This is a genomic window from Halorussus litoreus (genome assembly GCF_003382685.1).
Lineage (GTDB): Archaea > Halobacteriota > Halobacteria > Halobacteriales > Haladaptataceae > Halorussus > Halorussus litoreus.
Genome location: NZ_QLVG01000064.1, coordinates 1 through 22589 on the forward strand (window position 1 = coordinate 1; position 22589 = coordinate 22589).

Sequence of the window (22589 nt, forward strand, 5' to 3'; positions counted from 1 at the left end):
CGGGTTCGGCCGCTCGCGGCCGAACCCGCGCGAACCCGACGAAGAAAAAAGGTGGTGGTCAAAAGCTCGTAGTTAAAAGGGATAGTCCCGCGGCTCCTCCTGCAACGAGATCCACTTCGTCTCGGTGAACTCTCGGACGATGGCCTCGCCGTTGTACCGGCCGATGCCCGACGCGCCGACGCCGCCGAACGGGACGTGGGGCTCGTCGTTCAGCGGCTGGTCGTTGACGTGGACCATCCCGGTGTCGAGCCGGCGGGCGATCTCCGTCGCGCGCTCGACGTCATCGCAGTGGACCGACCCCGAGAGACCGTACTCGGTGTCGTTCGCGAGTTCGATGGCCTCCTCGTCGGTCCCGAAGGGGATGACCGGCGCGACCGGGCCGAAGTGCTCCTCGCGGGCGACGGGCATGTCGTTGGTCGCGTTCGAGAGCACGGTCGGCTCGACGAACCAGTCGTGGTTGCTCCCGCCGGCTTCCACGGTCGCGCCCTGCTCGACCGACCGCTCGATCAGGTCCACAATTTTCTCGTGCTGCTCTCCGTTCTGGACCGGGCCGACGACCACCCGCTCCTCGCGGGGGTCGCCCATCGGAAGCTCGGCGGCCCGATTCGCGAGTCGGTCGACGTACTCGTCGTAAACCGACTCGTGAACGAGGTGGCGGTTGATGGAGATGCACTCCTGTCCCTGATGAGTAAAGGAGCCGAACACCCCGCCGTCGACCGCGCGGTCGAGGTCGGCCTCGGCCGTGACGACGTGGGTGTTGTTCCCGCCGAGTTCGAGCGCCGGAGTCGCGAAGCCTTCGACCGCGGTCGCGCCGACTTCCCGGCCGACCTCGCTCGAACCGGTGAAGGAGACGACCGAGGGAGTGGGGTGGCCGGCCACCGCCTCGCCGACCGTCGAGCCCTCACCGGTGACGACGTTCAGCACGCCCGCGGGGAGCCCCGCCTCGTCGAACAGTCGGGCGAGCGCGAGGCCGCCGACGACCGCGGTGTGAGTCGAGGGCTTGAGCACCACGCTGTTGCCCAGTGCGATGGCGGGTGCGACCGCCCGCATCGAGAGCTACAGCGGGAAGTTCCACGGCGAGATGACCCCGACGACCCCCGCCGGCTCACGGAAGACGAGGTTGCGCTTGCCGTCGATCACCGACTCGCGCTCCTCGACGCCCTCCGCCGCGACGCCGTCGGCCGAAGCAGCATCGTTCAAACCAGAATCGGCCTCGGCGGCGTCGGCGAACCCTTCGGCGACCTCCATCGTTCCCTCCGTGAGGTCGAGTTCGATCTCGGCCTTGAGTCGCGCGCCGCCACACTCCACGGCGAACAGATGCGCGAACTCCTCGCGGTACTCCGCCACGAGTTCTCGTGCGTCGGCGACGATTCCGGCCCGCTCCTCGGGGGAGCGGTCGGCCCACTCGCGCTGGGCGGCGTCGGCGGCGCGATACGCCTCGTCCACGTCGTCGCGGGTACTCGCCGGTACGCTCCCGACCGGCGCTCGCGCGGTCGGGTCTACCACGTCGTGGGCGTCCCGGTCGCCCTGCGGTCGCCACTCGCCGTCGACGTGGATGGCGTTCCAGCCGCTTTCGGGCGCGAGTTCGAGGCCGTCGAGCGATGCGGCCGAACTGTCGGACTCCGAGCGAGGTCGGCGTTCGGTCGCCATGTGTAATTATAACAATCTTCTCGGACTTATATTTACTGTCTATTCGGATTGTGCGCGGCGCGTCAATGACAGAACGGCCGCTCGAAGACGGCAGGGACCGACTTCGCTCAGTTGCTCGCGCCGGACTGGAACTCGTCGAGAGTGGTGGGGGTCCCGGGCGTCCCGATCTCGTTGACGAGCGCGCCGTCGGTCTCCAGCCCCAGCACCGACTCGGCGGCGTGGCCCACCACATCGGTGGCCTCGCCGGGCGCGTACACTCCGAGCCGCCACTGCTCGCGCTGGACGTGTTGGAGCGCGGCCACGAGCGCGGACTGGTCGTCGAGCCGCCTGATTTCTCCGTTGACGATGACGCGGGATTCGGACTCGGTCATGCTCGGGCGGTCCAGCACCTCGATGATCACCTCGCCGGGGTCGACACCCGCCTCGCTCGCCACGTCGGCCTCGTACTCCCGGAGGCTGTCGTAGTCGGCGTCGATGACGGCGTCCGGAACGTCGGCCATCTCGGCCCAGACCGCACGCTTGTAGAGGTTCCGGTCGCTCAGCCGCCGGGCGAACTCGGCCGTCTCGGGGGTGTCTCGGAGCGCCACGAGGAAGTCGGCGTCGTCCATCCGGCGGAGTCGCTCGGGCGACACGTCCGAGGCTTCGAGCAGGCGCTCGGTCGCCTGCTGGAGGAGGCCGCGCGCGATGCGGGTGACGTGGTGGTTGTACACGGTCGGGTTCATCAGCGCCCGCGCCAGGAGTAGGCTCTCGGCGGTCGGGACGTTGCCCGCCGAGAGCACGAGCTCCCCGTCGATGAGCGTGAGCTCCCGCACCAGTCGCATGTGGTCGATGGTGCCGTACGGCACGCCGGTGTGGTGGGCGTCCCGCACGAGGTAGTCCATCCGATCCACGTCGAGTTCGCCCGCGACGAGTTGGCCGAGTCGCCCCTCGCCGGCGATGAGGTCCGCGATGGTCGCGGGCGCGTGGCCGTGCTCGCGCAGCACGTCGCCGACCTCGCCGTCCGCGAGGAGTTCGTGAACGTCGTCGTGGTACTTCCCCGTGTGGCGGTGGACCACCTCCTCGATGGCGTGGCTGTGCGGGCAGTGGCCGATGTCGTGGAGGATGGCCGCCGCGCGGACGCGCTCGGCCTGCTTGCCCTGGATGCCGAGATGGTCGAGCGCCTCGCACGCGAGGTAGTAGACGCCGAGGCTGTGCTCGAACCGGGTGTGGTTCGCCGAGGGGTAGACCAGATGGGCGGGCCCGAGCTGCTTGATGCGACGAAGTCGCTGGACCGCGGGCGTGTCCAGCAGTTCGCGGGCCACGCCCTCGACCTCGATGTGGTCGTGGACGCTGTCCTTGATGGTCTTCATGTTTCACCTTTCGGCGCCTTGGTATAAAAAGCGCCGGGAGTAGATGGGTCGAAGGACGGTCTGATTGCTCGGAACGACTCGATTTACCGCGCGTAAGCGTACTTGTCGATAGCCCAGTCGGCGAGGAACAGTCCGGCCACGAAGACGACAGAGAGAGCGGCCCCGCTAAGCGTGCCGAACTCCAGCCATCCGACGACGAAACCGACGCTCACGACGAATCCGACCACGACGATTCGCCAGTCCATACTCTCCGAAGCGTGGACTGGGTGAAAACTCATTCGTACTTGCGTTACGGCGACGATTAGCGACGGTCTCACTTATTACTGATTTCTTGTTAACTTCTGATTTCGGCTTTCCGCTCCGGCGAGCGCTTTGCGCGGCCCACGAGAGCGCCGTCAGCGCACGCGCTGACGACCCTCGACTCGTTTCACTCGTCGAGACGCCGTGGGAGCACGCTCCCACGAGCCGTGGCTCGCGTCGCTCGCCAAGACGCCAGCGCGCGCCGGTGCAGAGCGCTGAGCCACCGCGCTGGTGGGGAAGGTCGGTCCAGTTCATGTATAAGCAACGACGACCACCGGATACGCATCCGAAAAACAGCACAACCATTTACCCCTCCGAACACGCAGGTCCCCACATGACGACGTTCCTCTCCGGGGGAACCGGGACCCCCAAACTGCTCGCGGGAGCCGAGTCGGTGTTCGACCCGGCCGACACAACCGTCGTCGCCAACACCGGCGACGACGTGGAACTCGGCGGTCTGCTCGTCTGCCCGGACGTCGACACCGTGCTCTTCGAGCAGGGCGGCGTGCTCGACCGCGAGCGCTGGTGGGGTATCGCCGACGACACGACCGAAACCCACGACGAGCTGCGGGCGCTGGCCGACGCTGCAGGGCTCGACTCCGGCCCGCGATACCTGTCCGACGAGGCCCAGAACACGGGCCGCGATATCGCGAACTGGCGGCGCTTCTCGGGCGTCGCGGAGTTCATGGAGATCGGCGACCGCGACCGCGCGGTCCACCTCACCCGGACGAGCCTGCTCGACGAGGGCCACAATCTGACCGAGGTCACGCGAACGCTCGCGGCCGCGCTCGACGTGCCCGTGGACGTGGTGCCGATGAGCGACGACCCGGTGGCGAGCATCGTCCACACCGTGGACGGTTCGAGTTCGGATTCCGATTTCGCGGCCGAGATGCACTTCCAGGAGTTCTGGGTCGCCCACCGCGCCGACCCCGAGGTCGCGGACGTGGAGTTCCGCGGAGCCGAGTCAGCAGACGCCTCGCCAGCCGCGCTCGGAGCCATCGAGGAGGGGCCGGTCGTGATCGGCCCCTCGAACCCCGTCACGAGCATCGGGCCGATGGTCGCCATCGAGAAACTGCGCGAAGCGCTCCACCAGACGACCGTGGTCGCGGTCTCGCCGTTCGTCGAGGACGAGGTGTTCTCCGGGCCCGCAGCGAAACTGATGGACGCGGTCGGCTACGAGCCCTCGACGCGGGGCGTCGCGGACGCCTACCCCTTCGCGGACGCCTTCGTGCTGGACGAGGCCGACGGGACCCATCTCGACCGCCCCGCGGTCAGAACCGACACCCGGATGGACGACGCAGCGGACGCGCGCCGAGTCGCCGAGGCTGCCGCAGAAGCACTCTCCCGAGCAGGCGCGGAGGTGGCGTGATGTTCGAGCCACGGCTCGCGCTGGCCAGCCTCAGCGGTCGGGCGGACGCCGAGTGGGCGCGCGCCGCAGAATCGTTCGCCGGCGCGGCGTTCCTCGGCGGTATCGCGCTCGACGAGCCGACCCGCGAGGCCGCCCGCGAGATGGTCGACCGCGACCGCGAGGAGTTCCTGCCCGACGAGCCCATCGCGTTCGTGGACCGGCAACTCGGCTCGCTCGCGGACGCCGACCTCCGGCCCGGCTTCAACGTCCGGTCGGCCTCGCTCGGACCGATTCGGGAAGTCGCCCGAATCTGCGCCGACCACGGAGCGATCCTCGAACTGAACGCCCACTGCCGACAGGACGAGATGTGTGCGGCAGGCGCGGGCGAGTCCCTGCTCCGAAACCCCGACCGACTGCGCGAGCAGGTCGCGGCCGCGGCCGCGACCTGCTCGCGCGAGGAGGAGCGAAATACGAGTACCGCGGCCGTGAGCGTCAAGGTCCGCGCGGAGGTGCCGGGCGTCGACCTCGCCGAAATCGCCCGTACTGTCGCCGACGCCGGAGCCGACGCCATCCACGTCGACGCGATGGATAGCGAGGAAGTCGTGGCGGAGGTGGGGGGGGGGGGGGGGGGGCCCCCCCCCCCCCCCCCCACCTCTGCGACCTCGGCCACCTCCGCCGCGAGCACAGACCTGTTCGTGATCGCGAACAACGAGGTGCGCGACGAGGCCACGGTCCGGGAGTATCTGGCCTACGGCGCGGACGCGGTTAGCGTCGGCCGGCCGAGCGACGATCCTGCCGTCCTCCGGCGGGTCCGCGAGGCGACCGACGACTGGTTCGCACGAGCCCCAGCGGAGGTGCCGCGATGAACGCCGCGGAGAACGCCCAGCTTGCGCTCCTGCTGGAGGTCGCGGGCACGCCCAAGCCCGGCAACGTCGACCGGGCGCGCGACCTCCCGGACCTCCGATTCGAGCACTTCCTCGCGGGCGCGGTGGGCGCGGGGCTGGGCCTGCGCGCGGCGGGCGAGGGCGCGCCCGTGGGCGAGGCGTTCGAGCAGGCCGTCGCCGGGATGAGCCAGCAGGCGGGCGGCAACACCCAGTTCGGCGCGCTACTGCTGCTCGTCCCGCTGGTGAAAGCCACCGCGGAGGCCCGTGGCGACCTCACACCAGAAGACGTGACGCGAGTCGCCGAGTCCACCACGACCGAGGACGCCGCGGACTTCTACCGGGCGTTCGACCACGCGGACGTGTACGTCGACGACCCCCCGAAGGACGCCGAGGCGCTGGACGTGCGCCGCGGCAGCGACGCGATTCCGGCGGTCGAGGAGCGCGACCTGACCCTGTACGACGTGCTCGCGCTCGGCGACGAGGACGACGACGTCGCGGCCGAGTGGACCGGCAGCTTCGAGCGCACCTTCTGGACCGCCGACAGGCTCGCCGAACTGGCCGACTCGGCCCCCGCGTCGGCTATCGGCGCGCGGACGTACCTCGAACTGCTCGCCCGCGAGCCCGACACGCTCGTCGCCAAGCAGCACGGCCCGAAGGTCGCCGAGAGCGTCCGGGTGCGCGCACAGGAGGCGCTGGAAGGCGGCCCCGAGGTGGTCGAGGCGTTCGCGGAGTCGCTGGTCGAGGACGGCATCAATCCGGGGACGACCGCCGACATCGTCGCCGCCGGACTGTTCGTCGCGCTCGCCCGCGGGGAGGTGACGGTGTGAGCGAGACTTCTGGTTCCGACTGGCCGGTCGAGTTCCGTGGCGTCACCGAGTCGGTCGTGACCACGCTCGGTCCGAACGACCGTTGGAACGTCGCAGCGCTCGGCCTGCATCCGCCGGGCGACCCGGAGCGTCCGGTCACCGCTCGGACGTGGGGCAACACGCGGACGCGCCGTAACTTCCACCGGCAGGGCGGCGGCTACGTCCAGTTCACCCGCGACCCAGTCGTCTTCGTGGACGCGACGCTCTCGATTTCCGAGGTGGACGAGCCGGTGCTCGACGCCGCGGACGCGTGGGTCGAGGTCGACGCCGAGCAGGTCGACGCGGGCGAGTCTGGCGGGACCGAGTGGGAGGCGTGGGAGCTGCTGCCGAGGGAAACGGGCGTCGAGCGCGAGACCGTGCCGACCATCTCGCGGGGGTTCAACGCGGTCGTGGAGGCCACGGTCGCGGCCTCGCGGCTCGACGTGGACGCCTACGACCAGGCGTCTCTCCGCGAGCGACTGGCGTACTTCGAGGAGGTCGCCACGTCCTGCGGCGACGAACGGGCCGTCCGGGCGATAAAGCGATTGAGGACTCTCGTCGACGCGTAGTTCCGGACGGCCCCGCTCGAACCACGAGGACCGCCCCCGCTCGAAACGCGAAGTCCTCGCCGAGAGTGCCAGCGAGTCGGAATGTTTTCGTCGGGGTACTCTAATTACAGACCAGAGCTACAGGTGAACGTCTTCGAATCTGCGGCGGCCCGGCGACGGTTCGTCGTCGCAGTACTCGTTGCCATCGCGGCGTTCGGCGGGCTGACGATGGCCGTCCGCACGTACGCTCCGTTTCTCACCGACGCGACCGAACTCCGGGAGTTCGTCGCCGGGTTCGGGGTCGTGGCCCCGCTCGTGTTCGTCGCGATTCAAGCGCTGCAGGTCGTGGTCGCTCCGATCCCGGGGCAAGTGACCGGACTGGTCAGCGGTTACCTGTTCGGTGCCGTCCTGGGAACGGTGTACAGCATGGTGGGACTCACTATCGGGAGCACCGTCGCATTCTGGCTGTCGAGGCGATACGGCCGCTCGTTCGTCGAGAGCGTGGTGTCCGACGACGTGATGGAGACCTTCGACGCGTTCGTCGCGGACGCGGGCCTGGTGGGACTGTTCGTCGTGTTCCTCGTTCCGGGGCCACCCGACGACGCGATCTGCTTCCTGGCTGGGCTCACCGACGTCGACCTCTGGAAACTCGTCGTCGTGGCGTTCGTCGGTCGAACTCCCGCGTACGCCCTCGTGAACGTGTCGGGCGCGAGTCTGGCCGACGAGAACGTGGTTCTGGGGATGCTGTTGCTCGTGGGCCTCGCCGTCGCCTCGATCTGGGGCCTACTGAACCGCGAGCGGGTGTTGTCGCTGGTCGGCGTGCGGTGAACCGTCGCCGTTCGGACGAATCCGTCACGTGGACGCTTCGCCGGACAACGGAACCGTCAGCACGGGAACGTCGCTCGTCCTGACCGTCCGCTCGGTCACGCTTCCCAGGAGAGCGCGGTCGAGTCCCGTCCGTCCGTGGGTTCCCATCACCACGAGGTCGACGTCGTGCTCGTCGGCGTACTCACGGATGACCTGGTCGGGGACCCCGACTCGGATCGCCTCGACCGCGGAAACGCCGCGGTCGTCCGCACGCTCCAGAATCGGCCCGGTCGGATTCTCCTCGGACGCGTCGATCAGGTCCAGAACCTCCTCGCGGTCCATTCCGGAACTGATCGGACTCATCCGGACGTCGGCGACGTACAGGACGTGAACCGTCGCACCGTAGCGGTCCGCGAGGTCGAACGCGTGTTCGGCGGCGGCGGTCGCGCCTTCGCTACCGTCGGTCGGAACCAGAATGGTCTCGTACATCGAATGTCTCCTCACGGGGAATCGGCGTACGTGAGTAGTAAGCGAATCCTCGTAACGGTTGCCCTGTCGGAGCAGACACGTTTCAGGACGGGGTCGCCCGGCCGGTTATCGTGTCGACGACGAACTTCAGGATCGTGATCTCCACGTCTTCGATGTCCTCGTCGAACACGCGGATCGGCGAGAACCGCCTGTTGATCTCGGCGGTGTCGAACCGGTCGTAGCCGGATTCGTCCAGTTCGGCCAGTCGACCGGTGACCAGGACGCTCCACGAGTCGAGTTCCCTCGGGTCGTCGGTCGCCTCCGTCCCGTACAGGACGTAACGCGCGTCTCCTGGTGACCGCATGAACTCGCGCTTCTCGCTCCCCTCGGTCTCTCCGATGCGGAAGTAGAGGTTCTCGCCGTCGTAGTAGTGCGCTAGCGGGATCGCGTACGCGTCACCCTCACTGCAGAGCGACAGGACCCCCGTCTCCGTAGTCCGGAGTCGGTCTTCGATCTCCGAGTCGTCCATTCCGCGCGTGTAGGCGAAGTCGACGTGTTTCACGGTCGTCATACGTCGCGGATCTACATAGTCTATCCCATGAGTTCCGCGTCGAGTGTCGTCCGAAGATTACTCCGGGAGTGACGACAGCGAGTCCGAACTCGCGTTCGACCCCGTGACCGATTCCAGACCGCAACGCACTTAGTTTCCGGTCGTGGACTGTAACGCATGCCGATCAAACCCGACTACGTCAAGAAGACGGGGAACGTACTGCTGGACCGATACCCCGAAGCGTTCACGGCCGACTTCGAGCAGAACAAGGAGAGCGTCACGAAGCTGACCAACATCGAGTCGAAGGGCGTCCGCAACCGCATCGCGGGCTACGTCACCCGGAAAAAGTAAGAACTACGACCTGTTACTGCGTTCGCGAGTCGGAGGAGCCGTAGGCTCGCCCGACTCGCGCTCTTGTAAAAGCTCGACCAAAAACGCCGTCAGAGCAAAGCTCTGACGAGCCTTCGGTCGCTCCGCTCCCGAAGACACGGCGGTCGTCCCGTTGGTCCTCCCTTGGTCCGCTCGCTCACGTTCGCTCGCGGCGGATTGCGGTGTTTCTCCGTGGAATGTTTTATCGCACGAAACGGTGTTTTACGTTCGGCTGGTCGGCGTCTCCTGCGCCACGAATTGCCGCTCCCCTTCGACAGATTGCCGCCTCACTGCAGCGACCTCGTTCGGGAGAAACAGGTGCAAGAAGCGGTGATACCCAAACCGTTTTCTCGGCCCGAAGCCGTATCCCCAACATCATGAGTGTACGAGTCGGCGTCCTCGGTGCGACCGGTGCGGTCGGCCAGCGATGTATCCAGTTGCTCGACGGTCACCCGGAGTTCGAACTCGCGGCCGTGACCGCGAGCGAATCGAGCGCGGGCCTCTCCTACAGCGAGGCCGCGAAGTGGCGGGTCGATTCGCCGATTCCCTCCGGCGCGGCGGATCTGACCGTTCGCGAGACCGACCCCGACGCAGTGCCCGACGACGTGGAGCTGCTGTTCTCGTCGCTGCCCTCCGGCGTCGCCGCGGAGGTCGAACCCGGCTTCGCGGAGGCGGGCTACGTCCTCTCCTCGAACTCCTCGAACGACCGACTGGCCGAGGACGTGCCGCTGGTGATCCCCGAGATCAACCCAGGCCACCTCGACCTGCTGGAGGTCCAGCGCGACGAGCGCGGGTGGGACGGCGCGGTCGTGAAGAACCCCAACTGCTCGACCATCACGATGGTGCCGACGCTGTCTGCACTCGATTCGTTCGGGCTGGAGCGCGTCCACGTCGCGACGCTGCAGGCCGTCTCGGGCGCGGGCTACTCGGGGGTCAGCTCGATGGAGATCATCGACAACGCTATTCCCCACATCGGTGGCGAGGAGAACAAGATGGAGACCGAGTCGCGCAAGTTGCTCGGCACGTTCGACGGCGCGGAGCTCTCGCGCCACGACGCCGAGGTCTCGGCGTCCTGTAATCGGGTGCCGACGCTCGACGGCCACCTCGAGAACGTCTGGGCCGAGACCGCCGAGGACCCGAGCGTCGAGGAGGTCGAGGACGCCTTCCGCGCGGTCGAGAGCCTCGACTTGCCCAGTTCGCCAGACCCGCTCATCGAGGTATTCGACGACCCGAGCAGGCCACAGCCCCGGCTCGACCGGACGCTCGGCGGCGGGATGGCCGTCGCGGCCGGGGGCGTCCAGACGACGCCCGCCGGCGTGCAGTACAACACGCTCGCGCACAACACCATCCGCGGCGCGGCCGGCGCGGCGGTGCTGAACGGCGAACTGCTGCGGAGCGACGGCTGGCTGTAGGACGTTCTTTGCTAACTCTACCCAAGGCATTTGTTTCGCGGCTCGCATGTGGCGGTATGGCAGACCCCGCGGACGACCTCGACACGAAAGCGATCGCGGCGACCGAGGCGTTCGCGATCCTTGGGAACGAGACGAGGATGGACGTACTTCGGGCGCTGTGGGAGGCCGACGAGCCCCGCTCGTTCGCCGACCTCCGCGCGGCGGTGGCACCGAACGACAGGGGGAACTTCAGCTACCACCTCGGGAAGCTGACCGACCACTTCGTGCGGAAGACCGGCGAGGGGTACGACCTTCGGTTCGCTGGCGAGCAGGTCGTGCGCGCCGTCCTCACTGGAACCATCACGTCGGCACCCTCGCTTCAGCCCGCGGAGACAGACGAACGGTGTCCCTACTGCGGCGCGACGGTCGAGATGGCCTACGAGGAGGAAGTCATCTCGGTGCGGTGTACCGAGTGCAGCGGCGTGGTCGGCGGGGAGTACCCCGATGGGGCGTACATGCACTACCAGTTCCCGCCGTCGGGACTCGACGGTCGGACTCGCGAGGAGGCCATCGACGCGGCCCACGTGCTGTACGACTCGAAGGTCGCGCCCATGATGAAGGGCATCTGTCCCGAGTGTGCGGGACAGGTCGCCATCTCCTACGAGATCTGCGGCGACCACCGCGTCGGTGAGTCGGGAATGTGTCCGAGCTGCGACAACCGGTTCGAGGTGTGGTCGATCTTCGAGTGCGAGCGCTGTCAGTACAGTCGGCGGTCCGTGGTGTGGTTCGCCGCGCTGAACCATCCAGCGGTGGCCGCCTTCTACCACGACCACGGCCTCGACGAGAAGATACCGTTCCGGAAGCTCACGTGGGACAACGCCCGGTTCGTCGAGCGAGTGACCGGAACCGTCGTCGGGACCGAACCGTACCGCTTCCGAGTGACCATCCCCGTCGACGAGGACGAACTGGTCGTCGAGATGGACGACGAACTCGACGTTCTCCACGTAGAAAAGTCAGATAATTTAGCGTAACGAGCTACGGCTAATGTTGATAGGTAACAAGGAACAATCAACGCTCGTGCCCGAAATCCAGTCCGAAGTAGACGTAGCGACGGCGTGTTCGCTACTCGAAAACGAGTCTCGGAGAGCCATCCTGCGAACGCTGGCGAACGGATCGGGAACGGCGACGCGGCGGGAAATCGCCCGGACGCTCGCGCAGGACGAGCGACGCACGAGCGAGCGGATAGAGGCCGCGCTGTATCACGTTCACCTGCCGAAACTGGCTACCGAGGGTGCGATCCGATACGATCTCGACTCCCAGTCCGTCACGCTCACCGACGAGGGCGAGCGCTTCTTCCAGTTCTTGGACTCGATAGAGCGAAGAATGGACGGTCAGAGGTAGCCCCACGCCCGCCCGCGGTCGATCCACGGATCGACCGCGGGCGGGCGTGGCGGCCTCGCCTCACTTTCTGGCGAGCAGTCGTTCGCTCGGGTCCTCTTCTCGCATCTGGCGGACGACGGCGTCGACGGAACCCCGTTTCTCGCCGATGGCCGCGCCCACGAGCGCGCCCACGCTGGCTCCGGTGCTCGCTGCGTTCCGGCTCACGAGTCCGCCCAGCGTCCCGCCGACTGCGGCTCCCATTCCCGCGTACTTCGCTCGGTTCAGCATTCGCTTGAGACGGTTTCGCATATTCGAACGTCGGGCCGTGGGCGGATAAATGTAGCTACCGGTTCGGGGACCGATGGCGAGAGACGGCGAAGCGCCCGGACATCACACCACCCGGTTCGTCAACTCCTCGCCGTCGTCTAGTCGCCGGACGTTCCCGGCCACGATGTCGGCCAGCCGCGAGTAGTATTCGGGGGTGTGACCCGAACAGTGAGGCGTTATCAGGCAGTTCTCCAGATTCCAGAGCGGGTGGTCTTCGGGCAGCGGCTCGGGGTCGGTCACGTCGAGGGCCGCGCCGCGGACGTGGTTGCTGCGGAGCGCAGACAACAGCGCGTCGGTGTCGACCACCGGCCCGCGCGCGACGTTCACGAGGACGGCGTCCGGCGGCAGGGTCCGGAACGCCGACTCGCCGATCAGCCCGCGGGTCGTCTCCGTCAGCGGGCAGGCCAGCACGAGGTAGTCGGTCCGCGAGAGGGCGTCCTCGAACGCCGGGCCGTCGAATCCGACCACCTCGTCGGTCGGCCCGCCCTTGTCCGGGGTGTAGCGCACGCCGATGGTGTCGACGCCGAACCCCTGCAGGCGCTCGACCACGGACTGGCCGATGGCCCCGAGTCCGACCACCGTGACGGTGCTGCCATGGAGTTCGTGGGACCGGAATTGTCGCCACTCGCGGCTCTGCTGGCGTCGCCACCCCTCGTGGAGCCGCCGGGCGAACACGAGCAGGTTGCCGACGACGTGCTCGCCGATGTTGGGCCCGTGGACTCCGGAGGCGTTCGTGACCGCTACGCCGCGTTCTTCGAGACGGTCCATCGGCAGGTGGCCCGTGCCCGCGTACGCGCAGGCGAACAGCGTCAAACCGTGGGCGTGGTCGAGCAGGTCCGCCTCGAACGACAGCCCGGTGACGACCGGGACGTGCTCTACCAGTCGGCGTTCTTCGGTGGGCGTCCGCGCCAGCCGGACGTCTCGGTCCGGGAGTCGCCCGCGGAGTTCCTCGACGTACTCCTCGACCGGCATGCCGTGCGTTCCGCGCCGCAGGACGAGTACGTCTGGCGCGTCGGATGCGTTCGAGATGGTTGAAGCGTCGGAAGAGCCAGTTGATTCGTCGGGCATATGTGTGGGGTTCGTCACAGGGGGATAAATTATCGTTCGAACCGGAACGTCGAGCGGAGAGGCGTCGAGGAAAACGGAGTCGTCCGATTTGCGGAGCCACGGCCGTTCCTCGCTCTCCGATTCCTAGGTGATGAAAAGGTATTTACAGAATCCGCTTCCAGAACCAGCTAAGCGCCCGTGGCCCTCCAGAACTTCAGCGGGCGACCACGCCAACGATGTTCCGACCCCGCCGCCCGACCACCGACCGAGGACAGTCCCGCGCTCGTCCATCTCGAACGTTCCCGCTCGTTGCAGGGGTGAGAGATCTGTCGTGAGCGCCGTAGATGTTCTCTCGTCGGTTTTCCTCCGGCCGCTCGGGCTCGCAGCGCTCGCGGCCGCGATTCCCATCCTCGCCCTCTACCTGCTCGAACCAGACCCCGAGCGCGTCCGGTTCCCGGCGGTCGAGTTCCTCGCCGGGAATCGCGAGGAGCGCCGACGACACCCCGCGCTCCGCCGACTCCAGCGCAACGCGCTCCTGCTGATCCAGCTGTTGGCGGTAGCCGCGCTCGCGACCTCGCTGGCGGCGCCGTACGTACCGGTCTCGGAGACCAGAACCGTCTCCGAAACCGTGGTCGTCGTGGACGCGAGCGCCAGCATGGCAACCGCGGCCGACGGGACCACCCGATTCGACCGGGCAGTCGCGGCCGCGAAGGACGCCGCGACGGGCGAGACCTCGGTGGTCGTCGCGGGCGCGGAGACCGCGGTCGTCGCCCGGCGCGTCTCGCCCGAAGCAGCCGGAACCAGCCTCGACGGACTCTCGGTCACCGGCGCGCCGGGCGACCTCCGGAGTGCAGTCGACCGGGCCGCGTCCGTCGCGGGCGAGGACGCCCGCATCGTCGTGGCGAGCGACTTCGCGAGCGACGACTGGGAACCCGCCGTCGCGTCCGCCCGGGCCAGAGGCTACACCGTCGCGCTCCGGCAGTTCGACCGCGGTGGGGCCGACAACGTAGGGCTCGTGGACTACTCGTTCTCCGACGGAACGGCGTCGGTCCGGGTGAAGCACTTCGGCGACCGGCAGGTGACCCGCGAGGTGAGCCTCGGCGACGCGACCCGGTCGCTGGACCTCCGGCCGGGCGAGGTCGCCACCGCGACGTTCCCCGTTCCAGCCGACGGCGGGCGAGTCCGGCTCTCGCCCGGCGACTCGTTCCCGGTCGACGACCGGATTCCCGTCGCGGCCCCGTCGGACCCGACCGTCGACGTGCTGGTGGTTACCAACGAGCCGAACCGACCACTGATAACCGCGCTGTCGGTCGTCCGCGGCACCAACGTGACCGTCGAGCGCCCGCCCGCGTCCATCTCGGAGTCCTACGACGTCGTGGTGTTCAGCCGGGTCGAACCGGGTCGCCTGCTCGACGGGACGCGGGAACTCGCCCGCGAGACGCTCGCGGAGGGCGGCGGCGTGGTGATCCAGGCCCAGTCGAACCTCTCGGCGGTCGACTACGGCGGGCTCCTCCCGGTCGCGCCCAACGGTACCGCGACCGACCCCGCCGTTCGACAGCCGAGCGACGGCCCGCTGACCGCCGACGTGACGTTTCCGGCACCGGAACGCTACGTCCGCGCCGACCTGCGGTCCGGGGAAGCGCTGCTGCGGACCGTCAACGGGACGCCGCTGCTGGCGACCGCGCGGGGCGACCGTCTCCTCGGAAACGGCGCGCCCGAGGGCTCGTCGGATTCGTCGGACGGCGGCCGGGTGTTCTACTACGGCTATCCCGCGGGTGCGTCGTCGTTCGACCGCAACTACCGCTATCCGGTGTTCTGGAAGCGGGCGGTGTACGGACTCACCGGCCGACAGTCGCTCTCGGCGACGAACCGCCGAACCGGCACCGCGCTCGCGCTCGGCGGCAACGTCACCGTCGAGACGCCCACCGGGACCAGCACGTCCAGCGCCCTCGCGTTCCGACAGGTGGGCTTCTACGAGGCCGCCGGCCAGCGGTACGCCGCGTCGCTCGCGAACACCGCCGAGTCGAACGTCACCGCCGCCCCCGTCTCCGGAAACGAGACGGCGGCGTCGGCCGATTCCGACGCCGAGACGGCGACCGTGCCCCAGAAACTGACCCCCGCGGTCGCGGGCGTGGCGATACTGCTCGTCCTGCTGGAACTGGCCTACCTGCGCTACCGGGGTGACCTCTGATGGCGGGAGTGGCCGGGCTTGCTCCGACGAGCGCGGCGGGACTGTCCACGCCTGCATCAGGACTGCCGACGCCCGCCTCGGCAGTCCTGACGACCGTCTCCGGCCTCCTGTCGGACCTGCTGGGCACCGGCACGTCGGTCGAGTTCGCGCGTCCGGTCGTCCTCGTCGCGGTGCCCATCGCCGCCGTACTCTGCTGGCTGCTGGTCGTGCGGCCGTCGAGCGCGGCCGCGCTCGACGGCCGCAGTGACGAGGGAGGGACGGGAAAACGCGGCGAAGGACGAACGGGAGAACGCGACGACGAGGACGCATCGTCCGGCACCCGCCCCGACGCCCCGACGCGCCGCGCCCGCTTCGCCGTCTTCGGGACTCGCCTGCTCGTGATCGTCTGTCTCGTGGTCGCGGCCGCGGGTCCGACGACGGTGACGACCGCGACCACGTCCGGCGACCCGGAAGTCACGATGCTCGTCGACCAGTCGGCGAGCATGGAGGTCAACTCCCCGGTCGCCGACGACCTCGAAGCCGGCATCGAGGACGAAGGCGTTGCGGTAGACCCGGTCGCGATCGCCAGCGGCAACGAGTCGCGGGTCGGGGACGCCGTGCTCGCCAACCTCCGGCCGAACGGGAGCGTGCTACTGGTCTCGGACGGCCAAACCACCGGCGGCACGTCGCTCTCGCGGGCCGCCGACGTGGCCCGCTCGGTGAACGCCACCGTCAACCGAGTCCGGCTGACTTCCACCCGGTCGGACGCCCGCGTGACCGTCACCGGGCCGCGGAAGGCCAGCGTCGGCGTCGAGAGCACGTTCGGCGTGCGCGTGGCCGGGGTCCACGGCACGCCGACTGACGCGACAGTCACCGTCTCCGTCGACGGCGAGGAGGTCGCGACCCGGAGCGTCACCGATGACGGCTCGCTCACCGTCGCGCACAACTTCACGAGCGTCGGGCCACATCGGATGACCGCGTCCCTGTCCGGAGCCAACGAGTCCCGAAACGACGCGTTCGCCGTCAACGACGTCTACCGCAAGACCGTGCAGGTGGTCGAGCAGCCCCGCGTGCTGTACGTCAGCCGTGGGGACTACGCCTTCGAGGGGTACCTCCGGGAGCTGTACGACGTGACCCGCGCGGAGTCGATTCCGGCGGATCTCGACGACTACTACGCGGTCGTGGTCCACGACGTGGCCGCGCCGGACCTGGGCAACGTCACCGCGCTTCAGGATCACGTCATCGGCGGCGGTGGCCTGCTGGTGGTCGGCGGCGAGCGCGCCTACGACAGCGGCGACTACGGCAACTCGCGCATCTCGTCGCTCCTCCCGGTCACGGTCGGTGGCTCCTCGGGCGAGACGTCGCGCGTCGCACTGGCGGTGGACGTGTCGGGCAGCGCGTCGTCCGGGATGCGCGTTCAGAAGGCGCTCGCGCTCGACGTGCTCAACCAACTCGGCGACCGCAACGAGGTCGGCCTCGTCGCGTTCAACCGCAACGCCTACCGGGTCGCCAACCTGTCGTCGCTCGACACCGACCGCGGCGCTATCGAGCGCAAGATCCGGAGCCTCCAGGCGGGCGGCGGCACCCGCGTCGACGCCGGGCTGGCCGGCGCGGCGGAACTCCTCGGTGAGGGCGGCGGCACGGTCATCCTGCTGAGCGACGGCCGGAGCGCGCCCGAGCCCGCGCTCGCGGCGGCCGACCGCCTCGCCGACGACGGCGTCCGGGTCGTCAGCGTCGGCGTCGGCAACGTCGACCAGCGCGTGCTCCGCGGGGTCGCCGAGCGCACGGACGGCTCCCTGTTGCTTGCCAACGAGACCAACCGGCTCCGCGTGGAGTTCGGCGGCGAGAGCCGTCGCTATCGGGGCGAGCACGCGGTCGTCGTGGACGACGGCCACTTCGTCACGCGCGGCGTCGAGCCGACCGCGAGCCTGCCCGGGGTCAACGAGGTCAGCGTCAAGGACGGCGCGGACCTGCTGGTCGCGACCGGGTACGGCGCGCCAGCGCTCTCGACGTGGCGGTTCGGACTCGGTCGAGTCGCATCGGTGACGGCATACGGCGCGGACGGGAGCCTCGGCGACCTCCGGACGGAGCCGGACTCGCTGCTGCTCTCGCGGTCGGTGAACTGGGCCATCGGCGACCCCCAGCGCAAGGCGACGGGCGTCGTGGCCGCGCCCGACACCAGGGTCGGCGAGTCGGCGACCGTGGTCTACGCCGGTGAGAATCCGCCCGGTGACGCGACCCTGTCGTTCTCCGAGGTCGCTCCGGAGCGTTACGAGGCCAAGGTCGTGCCGACCGAACTCGGCTACGAGTCGGCTCTCGAAAGCGCGTACGCGGTCAACTACCCGGCCGAGTACGCCGCACTCGGGACGGATCCGGCGCTGAATCGGTCGGTCGAGCGAACCGGTGGCCGGACGTTCGGTGCCGACGAGGCGTCGGCCATCGCGTCGGCGGTCCGGCGGCAGGCGACCCGCGAGCGCCGGGTCGAGCGGCCGTGGGACTGGGCCGCGCTGCTGGCGGGGCTGCTGGTCTTCGTCGGCGAGATCTGCGTGCGGCGGCTGCGACACCACCGCGGTAACGGGGGGATTCCATGAGCTACGTCGGTAACACCATCCACGTCGCACTCGCACTGCTCGTCGCCCTGTCGTCGGTCGGGCTGGTCGGAACGACCGTCTACTACGAGGAGTCGGTCGACCAACTCAGACAGGAGAACAGCGAGCTCTCCGACAGGAACGCCGAACTGGAGGCGTCCCTCCAGCGCGAGCGCCAGCGGATCGACCGGCTCAACGCCACGCTCCAGCGGGTCAACCAGACGCTCCAGACCAGACTGTCCGACATCGAGGAGGTCTCCGAACAGCTGCGCGCGACCGAAGCACGACTCAACGCTACCCGGGGAGAACTCAACGCGACCGAGCGCGACCTGAACCGGTCCCAAGAGCAGGTCGCCGCGCTCCGGGAGGAGGTCTCGGAACTCGAAGTCGAGCGCGACAGGCTCCAGAACGACCTCGAATCGGCCCGACAGCTCGCGGCCGACCTCAACGAGACCATCGTCCGACTCGAAGAGCGCTCGGCGTCCCAGAACCGGACGATGGAGCAACTCAACGGAACCATCGACCGACTGGAGACGCGCTCGGACAGGCAGAACCGGACGATGGAGCGACTCAACGAGACGATAGATCAACAGCAACGGATGCTCGACCGAAAGAACCGGACGATACGCGACCTCCGAGATCGAATCGACCGCCTCGAAGAACGCGTCGAGGAGCTAGAGGACTCGTCGTCCCAGGACTACGCTCGGCCCGACCGGCATCCCCGGAGTCGGTCGCTGGCCGCTCGCGGGGGGACAACGATGACCGACGACTCGCCCCACGACGCGATGGGAGCCGCACTCGCCGAGATCCGCCGCGAGCGACTGAAGGCGGCGTTCGTCTACGCGAGCGTCGACGCGGTCTGCGCCATGCTGGCCGCGAACCTGCTCGCAAGCGTCGTCGACCTGTCTTTGCTCGACACCGGAATCGCGGCGTCGTCGTTCGAGTCGGTCGGCCTCCCCGCACCGGACGCGGGGACGCTCGTCGGGACCGGCGCGGGACTGGTCGTGCTCGTGGCGGAGATGGCCGTCCGAACGCGCCGCCCCGCCGCCGAGGCCTTCGAGGCCGCAAACCCCGAGGTCCGCGAGGCGCTCCGGACCGCCCGGGACGCCGCGACCGACGACCGCTCGAACCCCATGAAGCGGGCGCTGTACGCCGACGTGCTCGACCGGCTCCGGGAGACCTCTAGCGTGAGCCTGCTGAACGCGACCCGGCTCGCACTCACGGTTGCCGTCGCGTTCGCGTTGAGTCTGGCGACGGTCCAGACCGCGGTGGTCGGGGTCGACGTCGGCCTCTCCGACTCGGACCCGGCGGCGACCGGCCCCGCCGAGGTCGTCGACGACCAGCGCGCGTTCTCGGACCGGACCGAGGACCTACAGGACGGCGACGAGGTGCTCGGTGACCCGACCAACGTCTCGGCGGGGTCCGAGAACCTCTCGGCCGCGGTCAGCGCGAATCCCGGCGGCGAGGGCGAGCGCGACTGGGACTACGACTCGGACGCGGGCGACGACGGCGAAGACGAAAGCGTGGACGCCCAGCGCGCAGGGTTCACCTCGCCCGACCGGGTGGAAGACGCCACGCTCGTCCAGCGATACGCCCGAGAACTCGGAACCAACTCGACGGACAGCTACTCGACGGACGGCTGACGCAGAACTACTCCACCCATGACCGACGACCGTTCCCACCAATGACCGAAGACAACCCCGCCATCGACGACGTGACGAACCGCATTCAGGCGATCCGCTCGGAGGTCCGACGCCGCATCGTCGGCCAGCAGCAGGTGGTCGACCAGGTGCTGGCCTGCCTGCTCTGCGACGGCAACGCCTTGCTGGAGAGCACGCCCGGTCTCGGGAAGACGCTGCTCGTTCGGACCCTCGCGGAGGTGACCGACCTGACCTTCTCGCGCATCCAGAACACGCCCGACCTGATGCCCTCCGACGTGGTCGGCACCGAGATGGTCCGTGAGACCGACACCGGCCGGACGTTCTCCTTCCAGAAGGGCCCGGTGTTCGCAAACCTCGTGCTCTCCGACGAGATCAACCGGGCGACCCCGAAGACCCAGTCGGCGCTGCTCGAAGCCATGGAGGAAGGGCAGGTGACCGCCGGCAACGAGACCTACGACCTGCCGGAGCCGTTCTTCGTGCTGGCGACCCAGAATCCCATCGACCAGGAGGGGACCTACCCGCTTCCGGAGGCCCAGGCCGACCGCTTCCTGATGAAGATCCTGGTCGAGTACCCCGACGCCGACGCCGAGCGCGAGATCGTCGACCGGTACACCCGGGACGTGGACGCCTCGGTCGCCGTCGAGTCGCAGGTGTCGACCGGCGAACTCCGCCAGCTACAGCGGTTCACCCATCAGGTCCCTATCGCCGACGACCTCCGGGACCTCGCGGTGGACGTGGTCCGGGACACCCGGAGCGCCGAGGACCTCGAATACGGCGCGAGTCCGCGCGCCAGCATGTCGCTCGTCCGAGCGGCGAAAGCTCGCGCGCTCGTGGAGGGCCGGACCCACGTCGGCAGCGAGGACGTGACCGCGATGGCCGTGCCGGTGCTGCGCCACCGCGTAGTCGTGGACTTCCGAGCCGAGCGCGAGGGGAAGACCGCCGACGACGTGATCGAGACGCTGGTCGAGGACCGATGATACCCACGGAGTTGCTCGGATGATAACGACTGACTTCCTCGACGAACTCGCCCGGTTCGAGGCCGCCAGCGACCGGAACGCCCGGTCGGAACAGCAGGGCGAGCGCACCACCGAGGCGGTGGGAGAAGGGCTTACGTTCGCGGACTACCGCCGGTACGAACCCGGCGACGAGCCGCGATTCATCGACTGGAACCTCTACGCCCGGACCGACGAACTCTACGTCAAGCAGTTCGAGGCCGAGCGCAACTTCACGCTCCACGTGCTGGTCGACGCCAGCGCGTCGATGGACTTCGGCGACGGCGACGCCCACAAGTTCGAGTACGCCGCCAAGCTCGGGCTGGGGTTCGCCTACCTGACCGCCCGCGAGCACAACGACTTCCGCTTCGCGACGTTCGACGCGACAGTCGACCGGCTCGACCGCGGCCGGTCGAATCGGGGCGAAGTCCTCGGGCTCGTCGAGCAGTGCAACGAAGTCGCTCCCGACGGCGAAGCCGACTTCGAGACCGCGCTGACCGAGTACGCCGCGACCATCGACTCGAAAGCACTGGTGGTGGTCTGCAGCGATTTCCTCGCAGACCTCGACGCCGTCGACGCCGGACTGGAAGCCCTCGCGTCGAATCAGGTCGTGCTTGCCCACGTGGTCGCGCCCGAAGAAAAGGCCCTCCCGACCGGGCGCGACGCCGTCTTCGAGGCGCTGGAGTCCGAGGACTCTCTCCGTGCGTACGTCAGCAACAGATTGGAGCAGTCGTACCGTGAGCGCTTCGACGACCACGCCGACGGCGTCGAAGGCGTGGCCCGCGACCTCCGAGCGCGCTACGAGCGCATCGACACCGGCCGACCGTTCTTCGAGTCGTTCGGCGACCTGTGGTTCGAGTGAGTCGAGAGGTCTGGAGACTCGAAATTGAGGGATCGTAGTCTATCCGTTTTATTTCGCTTCAGAATGATGCTCCGTCTGGGATTTGAACCCAGGTCACAGGCTCGAAAGGCCCGAATGATTGGCCGGGCTACACCAACGGAGCGTTCCTTTGCGCGCGGGAGTGTTCCCGAACGCATTCTGACGGTTGACCTGCACGCTTATAAAGCCCACTAATTCGATCGCTTGCCGTGGTGTGGTTTGACACGCGAACTGTCGATTTCGGCGTCCGACTTCTCCTCGAAAAGTAGCTCTATCGGCGCGTCGAACTTGATATTCCCGTGGTCGGCCTTGCTGTGGCACCGGTTGCAGAGGAGAACGAGATTCCGTTCGTCGTGTGCGTCCCCGACTTCGAGGTGCGCCGCTTGGCGGAAGATTCGAACGGGGACGACGTGGTGGACTTCGAGCCGGTAGTCTGACCCGCCGTGGCCGCAGTGCTGGCACACCTCGTCGCGCTCACGAACCTTCTCTCGAACAATTTTCCAACCGGAACCGTACCGCCTGCTGTATCCGCCTCGCCAGTTGGGATTCTCCTCACCGGCTGTCGATTCGCTCATCTTCCGACGAGTTTCTTCGGGCCGGGTAATCCCCTCTAACGAATCGGCGATCCGTTCTCGAACGTCGTCTGGTATCTCGTTGCCCTTGTGGGCTTCTGACATCTTCTCTCTCGTCTCCTCGGAGAACGACCGACCAGTCAGCGATTCAGAAATTTTCTGCTTCTCCTCTTCGGTTCGCTCCCGGCCGTACATCGGGTGGTTCTCCCCGCACATCTCCCGAGTCGGAACGTCGAACCGTTTCATGTACTCCCGAATCGTCGACGGCGAGACGCCACACTCCTCACCGATCTCGCGCTGAGTGAGCCCTTCATCCCAGTACTTGACTTCGAGCCAGTGACCGTTCCGATACCGCTTCATCTGTAGTCACTTGTGACTACATCGTTTATAAAATTACGCTCTGGGGGTAAAATATCTCGATGTCAGTCGACGCGAACGAGATAGAGAACCAGCGACCACCTTC

At 68.1% G+C, this 22589-nt stretch carries 21 protein-coding genes, 1 tRNA gene and 1 pseudogene; 14 read left to right on the forward strand and 9 right to left on the reverse strand.

Annotated features, from left to right (window positions below):
• Positions 1 to 72 precede the first annotated feature (72 nt).
• From DPQ64_RS16695 to DPQ64_RS18970, 3 genes and pseudogenes are all read right to left on the reverse strand, one after another.
• Positions 73 to 1650 (reverse strand): annotated as a pseudogene (locus DPQ64_RS16695) (aldehyde dehydrogenase family protein).
• 107 nt (positions 1651 to 1757) lie between these two features.
• Positions 1758 to 2999, reverse strand: a complete 1242-nt coding sequence (locus DPQ64_RS16700; RefSeq protein ID WP_115865445.1) for an HD domain-containing protein — start codon at positions 2997 to 2999, stop codon at positions 1758 to 1760.
• 83 nt (positions 3000 to 3082) lie between these two features.
• Positions 3083 to 3244, reverse strand: coding sequence for a hypothetical protein (locus tag DPQ64_RS18970; RefSeq protein ID WP_157971760.1), 162 nt, complete (start codon positions 3242 to 3244; stop codon positions 3083 to 3085).
• 389 nt (positions 3245 to 3633) lie between these two features.
• Here DPQ64_RS18970 and cofD point away from each other — a divergent pair, with 389 nt between their 5' ends.
• The 5 genes from cofD (at position 3634) to DPQ64_RS16725 (ending at position 7752) form a co-directional block, all read left to right on the forward strand.
• Entirely contained in the window at positions 3634 to 4668 is a 1035-nt protein-coding gene (gene cofD / locus DPQ64_RS16705) for a 2-phospho-L-lactate transferase (protein WP_115865446.1), read from the forward strand.
• Entirely contained in the window at positions 4668 to 5513 is an 846-nt protein-coding gene (locus tag DPQ64_RS16710) for a beta/alpha barrel domain-containing protein (protein WP_115865447.1), read from the forward strand. Before cofD ends, DPQ64_RS16710 begins: the two co-directional genes overlap by 1 nt.
• Positions 5510 to 6358 (forward strand): triphosphoribosyl-dephospho-CoA synthase, encoded by an 849-nt coding sequence (locus tag DPQ64_RS16715; protein ID WP_115865448.1) that lies wholly within the window; start codon positions 5510 to 5512, stop codon positions 6356 to 6358. Before DPQ64_RS16710 ends, DPQ64_RS16715 begins: the two co-directional genes overlap by 4 nt.
• Entirely contained in the window at positions 6355 to 6945 is a 591-nt protein-coding gene (locus DPQ64_RS16720) for a DUF447 domain-containing protein (protein WP_115865449.1), read from the forward strand. The genes DPQ64_RS16715 and DPQ64_RS16720 overlap by 4 nt, the downstream gene beginning before the upstream one ends.
• 123 nt (positions 6946 to 7068) lie before the next feature.
• The gene (locus DPQ64_RS16725) at positions 7069 to 7752 is read left to right on the forward strand and encodes a TVP38/TMEM64 family protein (protein ID WP_115865450.1); all 684 of its coding nucleotides are present in this window, start codon (positions 7069 to 7071) and stop codon (positions 7750 to 7752) included.
• Between the two features lie 24 nt (positions 7753 to 7776).
• Here the strand turns inward: DPQ64_RS16725 and DPQ64_RS16730 are convergent, their stop codons facing one another.
• Positions 7777 to 8220 (reverse strand): universal stress protein, encoded by a 444-nt coding sequence (locus DPQ64_RS16730; protein ID WP_115865451.1) that lies wholly within the window; start codon positions 8218 to 8220, stop codon positions 7777 to 7779.
• A gap of 82 nt (positions 8221 to 8302) precedes the next feature.
• The gene (locus DPQ64_RS16735; RefSeq protein WP_232820615.1) at positions 8303 to 8770 is read right to left on the reverse strand and encodes a pyridoxamine 5'-phosphate oxidase family protein; all 468 of its coding nucleotides are present in this window, start codon (positions 8768 to 8770) and stop codon (positions 8303 to 8305) included.
• Between the two features lie 156 nt (positions 8771 to 8926).
• Here DPQ64_RS16735 and DPQ64_RS16740 point away from each other — a divergent pair, with 156 nt between their 5' ends.
• The 4 genes from DPQ64_RS16740 to DPQ64_RS16755 all read left to right on the forward strand — a co-directional run bounded on the left by DPQ64_RS16740 (position 8927) and on the right by DPQ64_RS16755 (position 11910).
• Positions 8927 to 9100 carry a 30S ribosomal protein S17e gene (locus tag DPQ64_RS16740; protein ID WP_115865452.1) on the forward strand — a complete coding sequence of 58 codons (174 nt, stop codon included), beginning with the start codon at positions 8927 to 8929 and terminating at the stop codon, positions 9098 to 9100.
• A gap of 395 nt (positions 9101 to 9495) precedes the next feature.
• Positions 9496 to 10530: an aspartate-semialdehyde dehydrogenase gene (gene asd / locus DPQ64_RS16745; protein WP_115865453.1), complete on the forward strand. Its 1035-nt coding sequence runs from the start codon at positions 9496 to 9498 to the stop codon at positions 10528 to 10530.
• A 56-nt stretch (positions 10531 to 10586) separates the two neighbouring features.
• Positions 10587 to 11540, forward strand: coding sequence for a winged helix-turn-helix domain-containing protein (locus tag DPQ64_RS16750; RefSeq protein ID WP_115865454.1), 954 nt, complete (start codon positions 10587 to 10589; stop codon positions 11538 to 11540).
• 46 nt (positions 11541 to 11586) lie between these two features.
• Positions 11587 to 11910 carry a DUF7344 domain-containing protein gene (locus tag DPQ64_RS16755; RefSeq protein WP_115865455.1) on the forward strand — a complete coding sequence of 108 codons (324 nt, stop codon included), beginning with the start codon at positions 11587 to 11589 and terminating at the stop codon, positions 11908 to 11910.
• A gap of 60 nt (positions 11911 to 11970) precedes the next feature.
• Here the strand turns inward: DPQ64_RS16755 and DPQ64_RS16760 are convergent, their stop codons facing one another.
• Entirely contained in the window at positions 11971 to 12198 is a 228-nt protein-coding gene (locus DPQ64_RS16760) for a glycine zipper 2TM domain-containing protein (RefSeq protein WP_115865456.1), read from the reverse strand.
• Between the two features lie 81 nt (positions 12199 to 12279).
• Positions 12280 to 13284, reverse strand: coding sequence for a D-2-hydroxyacid dehydrogenase (locus DPQ64_RS16765; protein ID WP_115865457.1), 1005 nt, complete (start codon positions 13282 to 13284; stop codon positions 12280 to 12282).
• A 310-nt stretch (positions 13285 to 13594) separates the two neighbouring features.
• Here DPQ64_RS16765 and DPQ64_RS16770 point away from each other — a divergent pair, with 310 nt between their 5' ends.
• The 5 genes from DPQ64_RS16770 to DPQ64_RS16790 are packed head-to-tail and all read left to right on the forward strand — an operon-like array spanning position 13595 to position 21536.
• Positions 13595 to 15454: a BatA domain-containing protein gene (locus DPQ64_RS16770; protein ID WP_198662177.1), complete on the forward strand. Its 1860-nt coding sequence runs from the start codon at positions 13595 to 13597 to the stop codon at positions 15452 to 15454.
• Positions 15454 to 18024: a VWA domain-containing protein gene (locus DPQ64_RS16775; RefSeq protein WP_115865459.1), complete on the forward strand. Its 2571-nt coding sequence runs from the start codon at positions 15454 to 15456 to the stop codon at positions 18022 to 18024. The genes DPQ64_RS16770 and DPQ64_RS16775 overlap by 1 nt, the downstream gene beginning before the upstream one ends.
• Positions 18021 to 19664, forward strand: coding sequence for a DUF7502 family protein (locus DPQ64_RS16780; protein ID WP_115865460.1), 1644 nt, complete (start codon positions 18021 to 18023; stop codon positions 19662 to 19664). Before DPQ64_RS16775 ends, DPQ64_RS16780 begins: the two co-directional genes overlap by 4 nt.
• 41 nt (positions 19665 to 19705) lie before the next feature.
• Complete coding sequence (locus DPQ64_RS16785; RefSeq protein WP_115865461.1) at positions 19706 to 20659, forward strand: AAA family ATPase; 954 nt, start codon at positions 19706 to 19708, stop codon at positions 20657 to 20659.
• 19 nt (positions 20660 to 20678) lie between these two features.
• The gene (locus DPQ64_RS16790) at positions 20679 to 21536 is read left to right on the forward strand and encodes a DUF58 domain-containing protein (protein WP_115865462.1); all 858 of its coding nucleotides are present in this window, start codon (positions 20679 to 20681) and stop codon (positions 21534 to 21536) included.
• A 67-nt stretch (positions 21537 to 21603) separates the two neighbouring features.
• Here DPQ64_RS16790 and DPQ64_RS16795 read toward each other — a convergent pair.
• Positions 21604 to 21678, reverse strand: a tRNA-Glu gene (locus DPQ64_RS16795).
• 67 nt (positions 21679 to 21745) lie between these two features.
• Positions 21746 to 22486, reverse strand: coding sequence for an NUMOD3 domain-containing DNA-binding protein (locus DPQ64_RS16800; RefSeq protein WP_115865463.1), 741 nt, complete (start codon positions 22484 to 22486; stop codon positions 21746 to 21748).
• Between the last annotated feature and the right edge of the window lie 103 nt (positions 22487 to 22589).